General features: G+C 66.7%; 12 protein-coding genes. 3 read left to right on the forward strand and 9 right to left on the reverse strand.

The window, feature by feature from the left end:
* Positions 1-14 precede the first annotated feature (14 nt).
* The 4 genes from AC1MB9_RS12610 to AC1MB9_RS12625 all read right to left on the reverse strand — a co-directional run bounded on the left by AC1MB9_RS12610 (position 15) and on the right by AC1MB9_RS12625 (position 4,660).
* Complete coding sequence (locus AC1MB9_RS12610) at positions 15-1,310, reverse strand: ABC transporter substrate-binding protein (RefSeq protein ID WP_479962291.1); 1,296 nt, start codon at positions 1,308-1,310, stop codon at positions 15-17.
* A 107-nt stretch (positions 1,311-1,417) separates the two neighbouring features.
* Entirely contained in the window at positions 1,418-2,431 is a 1,014-nt protein-coding gene (locus tag AC1MB9_RS12615) for a LacI family DNA-binding transcriptional regulator (RefSeq protein ID WP_479962292.1), read from the reverse strand.
* 163 nt (positions 2,432-2,594) lie between these two features.
* On the reverse strand, positions 2,595-3,239 hold the full coding sequence (locus tag AC1MB9_RS12620) for an arsenate reductase/protein-tyrosine-phosphatase family protein (protein ID WP_479962293.1): 645 nt from the start codon (positions 3,237-3,239) through the stop codon (positions 2,595-2,597).
* Positions 3,236-4,660, reverse strand: coding sequence for a tyrosine-protein kinase domain-containing protein (locus tag AC1MB9_RS12625; protein WP_479962294.1), 1,425 nt, complete (start codon positions 4,658-4,660; stop codon positions 3,236-3,238). The genes AC1MB9_RS12620 and AC1MB9_RS12625 overlap by 4 nt, the downstream gene beginning before the upstream one ends.
* A gap of 278 nt (positions 4,661-4,938) precedes the next feature.
* Here AC1MB9_RS12625 and AC1MB9_RS12630 point away from each other — a divergent pair, with 278 nt between their 5' ends.
* The 3 genes from AC1MB9_RS12630 to AC1MB9_RS12640 are packed head-to-tail and all read left to right on the forward strand — an operon-like array spanning position 4,939 to position 9,681.
* Positions 4,939-5,721 carry an ABC transporter ATP-binding protein gene (locus AC1MB9_RS12630; RefSeq protein WP_479962295.1) on the forward strand — a complete coding sequence of 261 codons (783 nt, stop codon included), beginning with the start codon at positions 4,939-4,941 and terminating at the stop codon, positions 5,719-5,721.
* Entirely contained in the window at positions 5,718-8,231 is a 2,514-nt protein-coding gene (locus AC1MB9_RS12635; RefSeq protein WP_479962296.1) for an ABC transporter permease, read from the forward strand. Before AC1MB9_RS12630 ends, AC1MB9_RS12635 begins: the two co-directional genes overlap by 4 nt.
* Entirely contained in the window at positions 8,224-9,681 is a 1,458-nt protein-coding gene (locus tag AC1MB9_RS12640; protein ID WP_479962297.1) for an O-antigen ligase family protein, read from the forward strand. The genes AC1MB9_RS12635 and AC1MB9_RS12640 overlap by 8 nt, the downstream gene beginning before the upstream one ends.
* Here AC1MB9_RS12640 and AC1MB9_RS12645 read toward each other — a convergent pair.
* Genes AC1MB9_RS12645 through AC1MB9_RS12665 form a run of 5 tightly spaced genes read right to left on the reverse strand, consistent with a single transcriptional unit; the run spans position 9,678 to position 15,450 of the window.
* Positions 9,678-10,982 carry a right-handed parallel beta-helix repeat-containing protein gene (locus AC1MB9_RS12645; RefSeq protein ID WP_479962298.1) on the reverse strand — a complete coding sequence of 435 codons (1,305 nt, stop codon included), beginning with the start codon at positions 10,980-10,982 and terminating at the stop codon, positions 9,678-9,680. The genes AC1MB9_RS12640 and AC1MB9_RS12645 overlap by 4 nt on opposite strands.
* A complete protein-coding gene (locus tag AC1MB9_RS12650; RefSeq protein WP_479962299.1) occupies positions 10,975-12,129 on the reverse strand; it encodes an acyltransferase family protein in 1,155 nt (384 codons plus the stop codon). The genes AC1MB9_RS12645 and AC1MB9_RS12650 overlap by 8 nt, the downstream gene beginning before the upstream one ends.
* Positions 12,126-13,571, reverse strand: a complete 1,446-nt coding sequence (locus AC1MB9_RS12655) for an O-antigen ligase family protein (RefSeq protein ID WP_479962300.1) — start codon at positions 13,569-13,571, stop codon at positions 12,126-12,128. Before AC1MB9_RS12655 ends, AC1MB9_RS12650 begins: the two co-directional genes overlap by 4 nt.
* A 5-nt stretch (positions 13,572-13,576) precedes the next feature.
* Positions 13,577-14,890 carry a UDP-glucose dehydrogenase family protein gene (locus tag AC1MB9_RS12660; protein WP_479962301.1) on the reverse strand — a complete coding sequence of 438 codons (1,314 nt, stop codon included), beginning with the start codon at positions 14,888-14,890 and terminating at the stop codon, positions 13,577-13,579.
* On the reverse strand, positions 14,887-15,450 hold the full coding sequence (locus AC1MB9_RS12665) for a hypothetical protein (protein WP_479962302.1): 564 nt from the start codon (positions 15,448-15,450) through the stop codon (positions 14,887-14,889). Before AC1MB9_RS12665 ends, AC1MB9_RS12660 begins: the two co-directional genes overlap by 4 nt.
* Between the last annotated feature and the right edge of the window lie 33 nt (positions 15,451-15,483).

The raw sequence follows: 15,483 nt of genomic DNA on the forward strand, positions 1-15,483 counted from the left end.
CGGTTCTGCCGGTGTTAACCGACGATGTCGTCGACGCCGGACTGGTACTGTCCGCCGAGCTGCTCGAGCACGTCGGCGGGTGACTTCGTGTCGTTGATGAGTTCCTGCAGGCCGGCGTTGAGCTGGTCGTAGAACGTTGCCGTGGGCCAGTCGGGGTAGAACGCGATGCCGTCTCGTTCGGTCAGGGTGGTGAAGTTCTTGATCAGTTCCTGGCTCTTCGGGTCGGTGATGTCGTCGGCGTTGGCGGCCACGGGGATTCCGCCGTTGTTGCCGATGAGGGCCTGGATCTCGGGCCGCATGGTGATGTCGATGAACTCGTAGGCGAGGTCTTTGTTGGCGGCCTTCTCGGGAACGACCCACATGTTGCCGGCGGAGCCGGGTGCGAAGTCCGTCTCGGGAAAGAGAAAGGTGCCCCAGTCGAAGCCGGTCGCCTCGGTGGTGAAGCGGTTGTGCCACCACGAACCGGAGTAGAAGATCGGGTAGGTGCCGTTGATGAAGGCGGTTCCGGCATCCTCTGCCTTCAGGCCGGTGGAATCCGTGCTGATGTAGCCGGCGTCGGTCCAGTCCTTGATCGTTTCGGTCGCGTAGGTGAGCTCCGGTCCGGACCAATCAACGTCGCCGGCGTACAGCTGGTAGTCGTCGATGAAGCTGCGGTCCGCCTTGGTGAGTGCGAGCTGGTACCAGAGCTGGCCGAGCGGATATTCCGCGGCTGATTCGGCAAGTGGGGTGATGCCCCTGTCGGTGAAGGCCTTCATGACCGTTTCGAGCTCGGCCACGGTCGTGGGAACCTCGAGGCCGTTGGCCGCGAACATGTCTTTGTTGTAGTACACCTCGACGAATTCGCCGTAGTTGGGAACGCCGTACCAGGGGCCGGAGCCCATGATGCCGTTCTCGTCATATCGGGCCGTGGTTTGCAGGGAGGGGGCGAGGGCGTCATCCCAGCCGTACTGGTCTACGGCGTCGTCGAGGTCGGTGAGCAGCCCCTGGCTGGCGAGCAGGCCGGCCGTGGCGTTTCCCTTGTTGTACTCGAGGATGTCGGGTGCCTCGTTGGAGTTGAGTACCTGGCTGGCCGTCGAGCGAATCTGCTCGAAGCTCTTCTCTTCGAATTCGACCGTTGCGCCGGTCTCTTCTTCGAAGGTCTTGATGGCCTGGTCCCAGGCGATGCCCATGGCGCTGGTTTCACTTTCGAAGTGCCAGAGCTTGAGCGTGTTGGCAGCGGCGCTGTCAGCGCCGGCGGAACAGCCGGAGAGCAGCAGCGCGCTGACTCCGATCAGGGCGATGCCGGAGAGGCTGCGGGTTGTCTTTTTCACTGTTTCTACTTCCTTGTAGGGTGCTTCTGGTGCAAGAATGCGGGTCGAATGCGAGATTGTCGAAACGTTTCGATAGTTCCGTAAATGTGGTCCTCCTCCCGTGCCGGTTAGCTGTGTGTGACGGGCCTGGTCGATCCCAGGTCGGTGTAGGTGGGTTCGATGAGTTCAATATGCGGTTCCACGAAGCCGGCCAGCTGCGCCATGGTGAGCTCGATGGCTCGGGTGCAGGACAGGTCGGCGGGCAGCGGGATCACGTCGAGCGGTGGGCTGAGATGGTCGGTTGAAAAACTTGAGCACGCCGAAATGATCGAGAGGTCGTGGGGCACCGAGACGCCGCGCTGGCTCAAGAGCTCCAGCACCATCGATTGCACGGGCTCGTTGCAGTGCAACACCAACGCCGTCATGCCCGGCAGTGCGGCGCTCATGCTGTCGACGGCGCTGCGCACGCTGGCCGAGTCTTCCGCGGTGGGCGTGAAGAAGGTCGTCGCGCCGGCCTCGACCGCATCGGCCAGGAATGCGTCCCGAAACCGCAGCGGAAAGTTGGATCCGCGGTCGTACACGGCGGGCGCCTGCCCGAGCAGGCCGATTCTCCGGTGCCCCATATCGGTGAGTCGCCGTAGGGCGAGGCGTGCCGCGTGCTCGAAGTCGAGGTCGACACAGGTCAGTCCGCTCGCATCCCGCGGAATTCCGATGACCGTGGTGGGCAGACCGAGTTCGCGCACGAGCGCCGTGCGCGGGTCGTCTTGCGACACGTCGAGCAGAACGATTCCGTCGACGAGTGAACTGCGCACGACACGTCGCAGACCGCTCGTGGCTTCGTCTTGCGTGAGCAGGAGCACGTCGTAGTCATAGGTACGCGCCGCCGTGACCACGGCGAGGGCAAAGGTCATGTGGGCGGGGGCGTGCGTGCCCGCGTGCATGGGAGCGCTCAGCGCCAGAATATTGGTGCGTGCGCCCTTGAGCATGCGCGCGCCGGCATTGGGGCGATATTCCAGGGCTCGCACCGCGTCATCCACGCGGCGCTTGGTGGACGCGGCGATCGACCGCTTGCCGCTCAGCGCATAGGAGACCGTGCTGATGGACACTCCGGCGGCCAGTGCCACATCGTGAATGTTTGCCATGAGCAACTCCATTGTTTAAACGTTTCGATCGCCTAGAGGGAGCATAAAACACAATCCCCAGCGCGCGCAAGTGATTTGTGGTCAAAGAGAACAAAATGGCCAAATCGTTGCAATCTGGTCTCGAGGCCTCAGGTCCCGACGAGTGGAAGATTTAGGGAGTCGGCTACCGTTTTGCGGTGAAGGCGGCGATCCCCGTCGTGATGGTGGTGACGGCGGCGTCAATTGACGCGGCCGCGCGGGCATAGACCGCATCGGACTGCCGGTAGGGGTCTTCGATGTCGTCGTCGCCGGCATCCACGGGAGGCGGCGTCAACCCGCGGGAGGCCGCAATCGCCTCAACATACGACGTGATGGTCGCGGGGTGGTTTAGGGCGGGCTCGGCCGACGCGCCGGCCGACAAGCGGGCCAGCTGATTCAACGTGAACGCGTAGCGTGTGCTTTTCGGGTACATGGACACGACGGCGCTGCGGTGTGCGCGCGTGGCGGTGACCACGAGATCCGCCTGGGCGATCAGCTCTGCGGTGAGCAGCTGCGCGCTGTGACCGGCGCCGTCGCCGCCGTACTCCACGGCCAGGGCCGCGGCCTGCGGAGTCATGTCATGGCCGACGAGTGCGCGTGTTCCCGCACTGAAAATGCGCGCCTCCACCTCGGCTGCCGCAAATCGGGCCTTCAGGAGCTGTTCGGCAAGCGGAGACCGACAGATGTTGCCCGTGCACACCACCAGAATCGTGAGCGGATCTGCGACTGAGGGCTCCTGAGACGGAGCTTTTCGTGCGGCCCTGCGCCCAAGGGCCTCGCCCGCGCTCACGCCGTCACCTTCGAACGACGCCGCCCGCTCGTGCGCTTGGCCTCAACCTCAGTTTCAAGGTCGGAAGCATAGCCATAGCCGTAGCTTCCGTAGCCATGGGCATCGGGCCCCTTCGTCGGCAGCATCGTGACCACGAGCCCCGACGCGGAGGCGCCCACGTTGGTGAGCGCCGCGAGCGCCCCCTTCAGCTGGTTCTTGTGCGTGCGTCCGGCGGCCACGACAACGAGGGCGCCCCCCACGTTCTCGGCCAGCACCGCGGCGTCGGTCACGGGCAGCAGCGGAGGCGCGTCGAAGATCACCACGTCGAATGCGCGGTTAAACTCTTCAATGATGTGGGTCATGCGCGCCGAACCCAGCAGTTCGCTCGGGTTGGGCGGAATCTGCCCGGCGGGCAGCACGAACAGGTGAGCGTCTCCCCACGGCTGACAGACCTCCTCCACGTCGGCCTTGCCGATGAGCACGTCCGTGAGCCCGACGGCGCCCTCGACACCCATGTACTCCGCGATTCTCGGACGACGCAGGTCCGCGTCGACGAGGAGCACGCGCGATCCGGAGTCGGCCAGCGCGATGGCGAGGTTGGCGCCGGTGGTGCTCTTACCCTCGGCCTCGACCGATGATGTCACCACGAAGGCGCGGTCCAGCCGCTCCACATCAAGAAACTGCAGGTTGGTGCGCAGGGTTCGAAACGACTCGGCGCGCGGGCTGCGCGGGTCGACGTGCACAACCAGCGGTCGTTCCACCGCCTCGGGGTCGAACACGATACCCCCGAGAATCGGAATGTCAGTGACCTGCTCCACGTCGCGTTCGTTGCGAATGCGGGTTTCGAGGGTTTCGCGCAGCACGGCGAACCCGACGCCGAGCGCCAGCCCCACGAGAGCGCCAAGCGCAATATTCAGCGGAACGTTGGGACTCACCGGAACGGCGGGCACAGTGGCCTGCTGCGCGCGGGTGAGCTTTACCGGCGACACAGCATCGGCGCCGGCCGGCGTCTCGATCTCGGTCACGACGATCGTGAGGCTCTCCAAAATGGCGTTCGCGGTCTCTGCTGCACGCACCGGGTTGGTGTCCGTCACCGTGATATCGATGAGTGACGTGTCCAGGGGAGCTGACGCTGTCACCTTTTCGGTGAGTTCGTCCGCCGTGACCTGAAGGTCGAGCGACCCGATCACCGGAAGAAGCACGATAGGGGTGAGAACAAGGTTGGAGTATGTCTTCACGCGTTGCACGGTGAAGCTGCTGCTCTGAGCCAGCTCGGAGGTGCTTCCGGCGGACTGCGTCGACACGAAAACCGTGGCCGTGGCGCTGTACTCCGGCGTCTGCAGAATCGAAAGGGTAGCTGCTGCGCCCACGAGGAGAAGGGCGAACAGCACAATCAGCACCCAGCTCTTGCGCAGAATGCGAATGTAATCACGGAGTTCCACTCGGCGGCCCTTCCTGGAAAGCACGGCAGGCTCAAAACAAACCCCGGAGTGATTTTCGCATACTTCTGAAGTCACGCCGGGCGGCCAGTGTGCGGGGAGCAACCGCTCAGGCCCGCCAGCTAGGCTGCCTCAGACGGAGGGGGTAGCCCACCTTCCCGGACATAACAAGTGTGAGCACGTGTCTCGCGGTACCCGACAGCGAGCGCCTGAGACAGGGGCGATCTGACCACACGCCGACATCAGTGATAGCCGAATGCGATTGGCCGAAGATCAAGAACATGACTGAATCCCGCACGTTCGCGGCGCGAGCCGAGAACGTTTACAAGACCTATGGCCGCGGCGAATCGGCGGTGAAGGCCCTCGCCGGAGTTTCCGTCTCCTTTGCCCACGGCGAATTCGCCGCGGTGATGGGCCCGTCCGGCTCCGGCAAGTCGACCCTGATGCAGTGCATGGCGGGGCTCGACACGGCCACCAGCGGCGACGTCTGGATCGACTCGACGAAGATCACCCGGATGCGCGACACAGCCCTCACCCGGGTGCGCCGGGACCGCATCGGCTTCGTCTTCCAGTCCTACAACCTGCTGCCAACCCTGACGGCTAGCCAGAACATCATGCTGCCCCTGAACCTGGCGCGACGCCGCGTCGACCAGGCTTGGTTCGACCAGGTCGTGCAGTCGCTCGGGCTCACTGCCCGGCTCTCGCACCGTCCCCACCAGCTCTCCGGCGGACAACAACAGCGCGTTGCCGTTGCGCGCGCGCTGCTCGGCCGCCCGTCCGTGATCTTCGCCGACGAGCCCACCGGCAACCTGGATTCTGCGGCAGGAGCTGAAGTGCTCGGCTTGCTGCGCTCAAGCGTGACCGACCTCGGCCAGTCCGTAATCATGGTCACCCACGACCCGATCGCAGCAGCATACGCCGACCGCGTCGTGCTACTCGGGGACGGTCGCCTCGCTGGCGAACTGCACGACCCGAGCGTCGACTCAGTACTCGCGGCCCTGCACGGTGACGACGAGCGCACGCCCGGCATGTTCCCACACGCACCCGCGCCGGCGGCCCGGTGATCCGGGTCCTGCTCGCCGGCTTTCGGAGCACTCTCACCCGCCTGATCGCCACGGGCCTCGCTGTCGTTCTCTCTGTCGGGTTCGTTGTAGCCACCCTGACCCTGTCCGCTACGTTCACAGCCACGACCGAGCTAACCCTCACGGCGAACATGGCCAACGCCGACGTGCGGGTGACTCCCACCGTTGCCCTCGTGGCCGGTGCCGACCCCCGGGAGTCCCTCGGCGCACTTCTCCCCCAGATTCGGGAGATCCCTCATGTCGCTGACGCCGACCTGGAAAGGCAGGCCTACCTCGACCTGCGCTTCGACGGCCAACGATCCATGGCCCAGGCCAGCAGCCTCTTGGCGAATGACGTGCGCTGGCAAGACCTCGCCGAGGGAGCCTGGCCCGCGGCCACGACCGAAGCCACCCTCGACCAGGATTCCGCCCGCAACAAGGGGGTCGCCCTCGGCGATACCGTCTCCATCAACGCCGTCAACGCCGGCGTGAGCCCCACCGAGGTCACGATCGTCGGACTCACCTCCTCGAGCGCGGAGGGGGCGAGCCTGGGAATGCCGAGCCTGCTGCTGTTGCCCGAGCTTCTCGAGAACCCCTCCTTCTTCGCGGTGCCCACCGGCATCCTCGTCGCGGGCGACGGCATCGACGCGAGCACCCTCGCCGCCTCCGTCTCCGAGCGCGTCGCCGACACACCCGGCGTCGTTGCTCAAACCGGCGCCGAGGCGGTCGACGACGAAACAGGCCAGCTCTCCGGCAACTCCTCCGTTGTGACGAGTATCCTGATGGCCTTCGCGGTCATCGTGCTGGTCGTGGCGGGGCTGGTGATTGCCAATACATTCCACGTGCTCGTCTCGCAACGAACGAGGGACCTCGCCCTGCTGCGCTGCATCGGCGCGAGCACCGCCCAGGTGCGCCGGCTCATCCTCGGCGAGGCCGCCCTGGTCGGCACGATCGCCTCCGCCGTGGGTGTGTTCGCGGGCCTCGGCGGCGCCCAGCTGCTGGCCCTTCTCAGCCGCACCGACTCCTCGGCCCTGCATCTGGGCACCCTCGTGGTCGATCCGCCACTGCTTGCGATCGGGTTCGGAGTCGGCATTCTGCTGACCGTGTTCTCCGCCGTGGCCCCCGCCCAGAAAGCCACCCGTGTGCGCCCGGTTGCGGCCCTGCGGGCAACGGATGCCCCCGCCGGCGCCCGCCAGGGCGCCCTGCGCTCCTTGCTCGCCGCCGTGCTCCTGCTCGGCGGCGGCGCCGGGCTCTACCTCGGCGCCACCACATTCGGGCTCATCGTGGCCGTGCCCGCCGCGATCGTGAGCTTCCTCGGCGCGCTTCTCGGCGCCGGACTGGTCATCCCCTGGCTGGTCCGGGCGGCCGGAATGAGCATCGGCTGGGCATCCGTACCGGCGCGGCTGGCGGCATTGAACGCAACCCGCAACCCGCGCCGCACCGCCGCCACGGCATCCGCTCTGCTGGTCGGTGTCACCCTGGTGACCATGATGGTCGTCGGCGTCTCCTCGGTGCGTACCTCTGTCACCGACCGCATGGACGAGAAACGGCCCGTCGACCTCACCGCGCAATCGGTCGAACGGGCGGGCATGACACCGGACCAGACCGATGCCATCGCGGCACTCGACGGCGTGAAACGCGCGACCCTGGTCACCGCCGGCAAGGTCGCCATCACGAGCGACAGCGGCGAAGCCCTCGTTCTGCACGCCACCGGAATCGACCCGGTCGAGGCCCAGGCGGTCGCCCGTTCGGCCGTCACCGTTCCCTCGCCGGGCGAAGTCCTGCTGAACCCGGCAGAGGCCGGAGGTATCGGCACAGGCGATTCCGTCACCGTCACCGGGGTCAACGTCATCGGTGTAAATGCGACCGCGACGCTGCGTGCGCGCGTGACGACGGATGCCCCAGGCAACAGAGCCACGTTCACGCACGAGGGTCTGCGAAGCGTCGTGACCGAGCCGGTCGCACGCCAGCTTCAGTTGCGTCTCGACGGTGAGTTCACGGGTGAGCAGGTGCAGCAGATCAGCACGAAGATCCTCTCTCTCGGCGACGACCTGCGGGTCGGCGGCGGCGCCGCCGAACGCACCTACTTTGAGCAGATCCTCGACGTCATGCTCATCATCGTGCTCGCCCTGCTGGCCATGGCGGTGGTCATCGCGGTGGTCGGGGTGGGGAACACCATGGCCTTGTCGGTGCTGGAGCGCCGCCGGGAGTCCGGGCTGCTGCGCGCCCTCGGCCTCAGCCGCGGGCAGCTGCGCAGCATGCTCGCCACCGAGGCCGTGCTCATCACGGTCGTCGCCGCGGCGTGCGGCACCGGTCTCGGCATCGTCTACGCGTGGGCCGGGGTGTCGGCGGTGGCCCTCGACGCCAACAAGCTGTCTCTGAGCGCACACGTGCCGTGGCCCCAGCTGGGTCTGGTCGTGGCGGGGGCCGTGTTGGCCGGGCTCGCCGCCTCCGTTTTGCCCGCTCATCGTGCCGCCCGCGCCTCGCCGATCGCGGGGCTCAGCCATGGTTAACCGGGGAGGCCGCGCCGATCGCGGTGTCGCGTCCAGCCCACTCGCGGTGCGGCTGCTGGCCACCTTCGTTCTGTTCACCGTGCTCGCCGGACAGTTCTGGCGCAACCTGCTCACCTGGTGGGGCTTCGGCGCGATTGTGCTCGTGGCGTTGTTGCTCTGCCTGATCGTGTTGGCCGTTGTGCGCCCGCGGTGGCCCTGGCGCAGAATCCCGAAGACGCTTGGGGCGTTTCTGCTCATCACGACCGCCTCCATCGCCTGGTCGTACTATCAGGGAGCCAGCGCGATCGGCCTGGCCATGTTGTGGACGTCGACGATCGGGGCAATATTCCTCTCGCTGACCCTGAGCTGGGCGGAACTGGTGCGCGCCCTCTCGACCGCCTTGCGCTGGGTACTCGCGCTGTCCCTCACCTTCGAACTCGCGGTCACCACGCTTCTCGGGCACGCGATGCTGCCGTTCTGGGTCGACTACCCCGGCGACAAGCAGCCCCTCGAGTTCTACTGGTCGCGCGGGCTGCTCCTCGACGGGGGGCCGATTGAGGGCATTGTGGCCAGCCACAACCTGCTGGGATTCCTCGCCCTGCTGGCGGTGATCGTCTTCCTCGCTCAGATCGTGGCGAGCATCCGTCGGGGGGCGTGGGGCGCCGGACTATGGAGTGGCAGTTGGCTCCTGGTGGCGGCGCTGACCCTCGCGCTCACGCGCTCCGCCACCGTCATCGTGGCCTGCGCCGCGGTGCTCACGGTATTCGTGTTCGCCCTGTGGGCCCGGTACTCGGGACGATGGGGGCGGCGGGTGGTCTATCTGGTGGCCGCGGCATCCGGCGCCGGCGTGGTGTTCGCGCTGCTGTCCTACACTCCGCAGATCCTCGGCGCCCTCGGCCGGAGCGCAAACCTCACCGGTCGCACCAATATCTGGGCGAGCGTTGTCGATCTCGCGCTGGAGCGGCCGCTGCTCGGCTGGGGATGGGTGGGCTACTGGGCGCCCTGGGTGGAACCCTTCAAAGACATTTTTGAGCACGGCGGCGTGGTTTACTTACAGGCGCACAATGCCTGGCTCGACGTGTGGTTCCAGACCGGGCTGGTGGGGGTGCTGATCTTCACAGCCCTCACCCTCTCGACACTCGGGCGCTCATGGCGGCTGGCGATCACCCGCCCTCTCCCTGGTGCGCTGCCGGTGACCATGGCCCCGTACTCCATGGTGCCGCTGGTACTGACCACGGCGCTGCTCGCCCAGGGACTCGCCGAGAGTCGACTGCTCATCGAGTACGGCTGGGTGCTGCTGGTCGTGGTGGCCGTCGTGACCAAACACCACCCGCGCCCGCCCGCCCCCGTGCCGACTGCGGCGGAGTTTGCGCCGATTCGGGACAGCTCGGTGCCCGAAGCCGCGTCCCCGGGCACAGAGCGCGGTCGAACTCAGCCGCCGGAGCCGGCTGCGGCGGGCCGGGTCTGCTAGCGCGGTCCGCGGCCGGACGGGCCGAAACTGTTCGCCGACCTGACGAGTTCGGTGCTGTTTCGCAGGTCGAAGGCGACGGCGAGCCGCCTGAAACGATTGCCGGTGAAGGAGTTGTCCACCGACGCCCGGTCGAGTTGGAGCACACTGCGCCGCGCCCCGCCCACGATCGTGTTCTCGACGAAATCAAGGCCGAAACTCTTCTCGATACTGATCGCGGTCGGGCCGTCGTCCACACAGGTGAAGGTGTTGCCGCTGACCAGGGTCTCCCCGCAGGTCGCAAACCGCACCTGTCCGGGCGTGTGCACGGTATTGTCGCTGATCGTATTGCCGGTGCCCGAGAACACCACGTTTGCTCCCCGAATGTATGAGACGAAGGTGTTGTCTCGGAACCGGGAATTGGCCGGGTTCGGGCCCACCTGAGAGGTGCTCAAGAGCATTCCCGTCGAGTGCCGGATCGTCGTGCCCTGCACGAGCATATGAACCGCCCCGGCCAGCTCCAGGCCATAGCCGCCGCCCGTGATGGTGCAGCCGCGCACGGTCGAGTAGCCGGAGCTTCGCTCAACTTCCGAGCCGTGCAGCAACCCCGAGTCGTAGGAGACGTTGATTCCGCCGCCGGCCTCGAAGACACAGTCGATGAGGTCGATCCGCCGATAACCCCGCTCCACGGGGTTGCCGGCATCCGCCCGCTGAATGCACTCGAAATTCATGCGGTGATTATCGCGAAAGTGACACGACTCGAAGCGGATGTTCTCCACATGTTTCCTCGACGTGCCCTTGTCGACGATGCGCACCCCATTGCCGCCGCGCCTGTTGTGCGCGAAGGTGCAGCCAGTGAACCGATGATCCCGGGCAGACCGGTCATTGATGTACAGGTTGCCCCAGCTGCTGCCCCCGTGGAACACCACGCCGTCGATCACGCTTCCGCGGGCACCGTCGCGGAACGTGGAATGGGCACCGTCGGGCCGCACAGTGATGCCGTTGAGGCGTACTCGGGAGCCGATCGTGAGCGCTCCCCCGATGATGCTTGCCCCCGCGCCGGCTCCGTACACAACCGCGTCGTCCGCGAGGGTCAAGTTGCCCGCATAGCTCCGGGCCGAGAGCCGCACGTTTCCGTCCGCCGCGACGGCCGCCTCGATGGCCCGCTCAACGTGCACGGTGGTCGGCTCGCCCCACCCGGCGTAGTACTCGGGGGTGAAGGTGGGCGTCGAATACCAGGCGAGCGCTCCGACGCCAGCGGCCGCGGCGCCGAGCCCGACCAGTCGCAGGAAAACCCGCCGGTCGCATCCCCCCGAATCAGTCACGGGATCCGCGACGAGCCGCGCCGGCGGGGGAACGAGGCGCCTCCGTCGGCCGTGCGACGACGAGCCGGTCGGGAGCCGAGAGCAACCAGCGAGCCGGGGACCTCAGGATCAGCTGGCCGAGCAGGCGCGAGGCCATCAGGATAGCGCCGGCAAGAACGGGCGGCAGTATCACCGACCAGAGGCCCGAATGAATCGTGTCGGTGATTCCGCTGAGCTTCACCACGGCGCTCAGCACCGAGATGGCGAAGATGTGGAAAATGTAGACCGGCAGGGTCAGCTGACCGATACGCCGCAGTGCCCGCATGACCAGGCGGTTCATGTCGAGCAGGGCCACGATCAAGGTCGCAGCGTACAGGGCTGCGGGTGCGAGGAAGAACTTGAGGTCACTGAGGGTGGCGGTCATGCTCGCGAGCGTGAACAGGCCGGCGTAGACAGCGGCTGCGACCGCGAACTTCCACCAGCGTGCGCTCGCCATGATGCGCATCCACAGCGGTCCCCCGCAGACGCCAGCGTAGAACCACACCAGATTCGCGGCGACCGACCCCAGCTCCGCACGTCCCAGCGGCGCCTCGAGCAGGTGCGCCGTGGCCGGGTCGATCAGCGGGGCGACGACGGCGAGCACCGCGAACGGCACGAGCGCCCAGGCGCGGAACCGTCCAAGCGCTCGCGCGCACAGCCAGGCGAGCAGGAAGAAGACCGGCAACGCCCAGAGGTACCAGAACGATGTGGGCAGCAGCACGCTCAGCAGCACGTCCCAGCCGCTCGGTGCGTCTGCACCCCCTCGGGCAGCGGGGATGAACAGCCGCGACACGAAGAGGAGAGTCCAAATCGTGCACACGAAGAGCAGTCCTAGAGTCTTGCGGCGCGTACCGGCCAGCGTGCGGCTGAGGGACGGTCCTGCGAGGAACCCCGAGATGAAGAAGAACAGCGGCATGCGCAGCGGCGCAAAGGTCTCGCTGACACCCCACCAAAGCGTCGGCTCGCCCTCGTTCACCTCCACTTCGTACCAGCCTGCGACGTGCAGCAGCACCACGAGCACCATGCAAAAGCCCTTGGCGACGTCCACCCAGTCGAACCGGACCGGCGGTGTCGCGTTGCTCGTGGCGCCGGCCGTCGCGGTCGTGTCGTGTTGCAGCTGATTTGTCACTGGGGCGTGATCCCTTCGGTTGGCCGGGTATGGGCGCTGGCGACGGGCGCCGGGGCGATGTCCGTTTTGGTGACCCTGTCGGTGCCTTCTCCGTGGCGGGAGGGCGCGAGCGTCATGAGAATGCCGGACGCCCAGAAGAACGGCACGGCCCCGAATGGTGCCTCGAGCACCACCCCCAGCGTGGCCACGGGGAGAATGGCCACGACGGTGAGGGCCGACAGCGAGAACAGGGGGTCCTCGCCAATGCGTTGCCGATGGCGCAGGATGAGGTACATGAGTTGAGCGATGAACAGGGCCGCGAGGCTCAGGCCGATCGCGCCCATGCGGGCATAGATGCCCACGAAATAATTGTGCGGGCTGCGCACGTTCGTGTAGGTGGTCCCCTCCAGGAAGGATTTCACCCCGGCCTGCTCGAGAAAATCATTACCGAATCCGCTGCCGAACAATTGCCGCGCGGTGGTCTCATTGGTCCAGTCCACGGTGGCCGACCAGACCATGAGCCGCGCCCGCTGGGTTCCCTGAGCGTTCTGCTGTGCCCCGACATCCGCCGCGGACGTGGATGAGGTAGACGTCACCTCGCCGACCGTGGCGAGCAGTCGCTTACCGGGCGTGGTCGTCGGCAGGACGATCGCGACAAGCAGCACGACCGCGGGAACCATGAGCACCATGGCCACGCGTCGCCCGCTGAGCTTGTGCAGGGCCGAGTAGGTGAGTCCGTAGGAGACCGCGAGCGCGATGATGACACTGATCAGGCCTGCCCGGGTGCCGAGTGTGAACACGGTGGCAACGCCCACCAGGATTCCCAACACCGCCCACGCTTTGTGTCGGCCCAGCATGAGCTGGCGCAGGCACATGCCTACGGTGAGCGCGATCAGCGCCGAGTCGATGTCGGGGCGCAGCTGGAAGGCGGGCGCGGAGAACACGCCGCCCGCAACCGGGAACCCGGCCGTGGTGCCCGTCACGTGCACGAGGCTCGTCCAGACCAGGTGCACGCCCATCGCCCACCAGAACACCCGCATCGTCAAGGCGCGCGTGGACTCAGTGGAGGCCGCCAGGGACCGGGCCGCGATGAAGGCCATAATCGCGTACAGGAACGGCATTCCGTCGCGCAGCCAGAGGAGGATCGGCCCGTTGCCAATGGCGAACAGGAACCGCGCGAGCATATAGAAGAAGAACAGCTGGAACAACACGGTCGGTGCCGAGCGGGGCACCCAACCCGAGAGCGGCCTTCTGCCCTTCACCTTCGCCGTGAGCAGCCAGTTGACCAGGCTGAGAGCGATGAGAATATCGGTGATGAACAGCGGCGAGGCGCCGATGTTCGTGCCCCAGCGCGAGAGCCCGAGCACGAGCGCCATCGCGGCCGTTCCCACCAGCACCCGCGCCGGCGGCGCGGGTGTGGTGAGCAGGCTGCTCGTGCGGTGTTCCGTATTGCTGACTGTCATATTCTCTAAGGCCGCCCGAGTCCCTGGTACGTCCAGCCGGCGGCGCGCCAGGCTGCCGGGTCGAGGGAATTGCGGCCGTCGACGATGGTCTTGGTGCGCACGAGCGAGCCCACCCAGACCGGGTCGAGGTGCCGAAACTCGGGCCACTCGGTCACGAGCACCACGGCATCGGCGCCCCGCAGGGTGTCCTCCAGGGATTCCGAATAGGTGAGCTGCGGATGCCGCGCGCGGGCATTGTCTATGGCCTGCGGGTCCGTCGCGACGACCTCCGCACCCAGGCCGCGCAGCTGCACGGCCACGTCGAGGGCCGGTGAGTCGCGCACATCGTCGGAGTGCGGCTTGAAGCTCAGGCCGAGCACCGCGACCTTGGCTTTGTAGATGGCCGGGCCCAGCGCGCTCACGGTCAGATCCACGACGCGCTGACGACGACGGAGGTTGATCCCGTCAACCTCCTTCAGGAAGGCGACCGACTCACCGCGGCCAAGTTCCTCGGCACGCGCGGTGAACGCACGAATGTCCTTCGGCAGGCACCCGCCGCCGAAACCCACGCCGGCACCGAGAAAACGGCGGCCGATGCGGTTGTCGTAACCGATGGCATCCGCCAACTGAGTGACGTCAGCACCGGTCACCTCGGCAATCTCGGCCATAGCGTTGATGAAGCTGATCTTCGTGGCCAGGAACGCATTCGCGGCGACCTTCACCAGCTCGGCGGTCGCGTAGTCGGTGACGACCAGCGGGGTCTCCGCCTCGAGCGCCGCGGCGTACACCTCACTCAACAGGGCCGTCGCGTGCGCTCCGGCCTCACCGTCGGGCACACCGTACACGAGGCGGTCTGGGCTGATGGTGTCTTGCACCGCAAAACCTTCTCGCAGAAATTCCGGGTTCCAAGCGAGACTCGCCCCGCTGCCGGAGGCCTCCACGATGCCCGCGAGACGGGCCGCGGTGCCCACCGGAACTGTGCTCTTGCCCACGACGAGGTCGCCGGCGTTCAGGTGCGGGAGAAGCGCGTCGATCGCCGAATCCACATACGTGAGATCGGCAGCATAACTGCCGGCCTTCTGCGGCGTGCCCACCGCGACAAAGTGCACCCGCGCGCCGGCGGCATCGGCAATGTCGGAACTGAAGCGCAACCGACCCGACGCCATCGCCGACGTGAGCACCTCCGGCAACCCCGGTTCGAAGAACGGCGGACGCCCCTCCGAAAGATGCGCGATCTTCTGCGCGTCCACGTCGATCCCAATCACGTCGTGCCCCAGATCCGCCATCGCGGACGCGTGCACGGCGCCCAAATAGCCACAGCCGATAACGGAAATTCTCATAGATTCTTCTCCCTGCTTGGGTTATTTGCGGTGGTGCGCTGGCGGCGCACAATGCCCGTCACGACGACGAACGCCGCCGCAAAGACGAGCAGACCGGCGGCGCCCCAGGCCACGAGCACCGTCGTGTCCTGCGGGGTGCTCGTGGGGCCGCCCGCGACGATCGTGCTGCCCAGATCGGTGCCCGGAACCGCGATGGTCGCCGTTGCCGTGGCCCCCGAACTCAGTCCGGTGCCGGTCACCGTATACGACCCGGTCGCGTCGAAGGGCAGCGTCAGGTAAACACTGGCCGCGCCAGTGTTACTCGCCGTGCGGGTGCTCGAGACCTCGTCGGCCTTCACGACCGAGTAGGTGGGCTCGCCCTCCCCCGAGGTCGTGAACTCGACCCTTTCGTCGGCGTCAAAGGACCCGTCTGTGATCGAGACTGTCAGCGTACTGCCGGGGGTCGGTTCGCCGGCGACTCGCACGTTGTCATCCAGACCGTCGACGGCGTGCGCCGCGGATGGCACGGCGACAACGGCGAGGGCTGCGATTACGAGTGCGGCGAGAGTTTTTCGGGCCATGAGTAGCTCCTTGGTGGTGGTTTTGGTGTGCAC

This window comes from Cryobacterium sp. AP27 (assembly GCF_056680495.1).

Coding starts and splice junctions, on each gene's coding strand:
- AC1MB9_RS12665 (WP_479962302.1), bottom strand. CDS start 15,450: ATGGCCCGAAAAACTCTCGCCGCACTCGTAATCGCAGCCCTCGCCGTT.
- AC1MB9_RS12630 (WP_479962295.1), top strand. CDS start 4,939: ATGACTGAATCCCGCACGTTCGCGGCGCGAGCCGAGAACGTTTACAAG.
- AC1MB9_RS12640 (WP_479962297.1), top strand. CDS start 8,224: ATGGTTAACCGGGGAGGCCGCGCCGATCGCGGTGTCGCGTCCAGCCCA.
- AC1MB9_RS12655 (WP_479962300.1), bottom strand. CDS start 13,571: ATGACAGTCAGCAATACGGAACACCGCACGAGCAGCCTGCTCACCACA.
- AC1MB9_RS12615 (WP_479962292.1), bottom strand. CDS start 2,431: ATGGCAAACATTCACGATGTGGCACTGGCCGCCGGAGTGTCCATCAGC.
- AC1MB9_RS12660 (WP_479962301.1), bottom strand. CDS start 14,890: ATGAGAATTTCCGTTATCGGCTGTGGCTATTTGGGCGCCGTGCACGCG.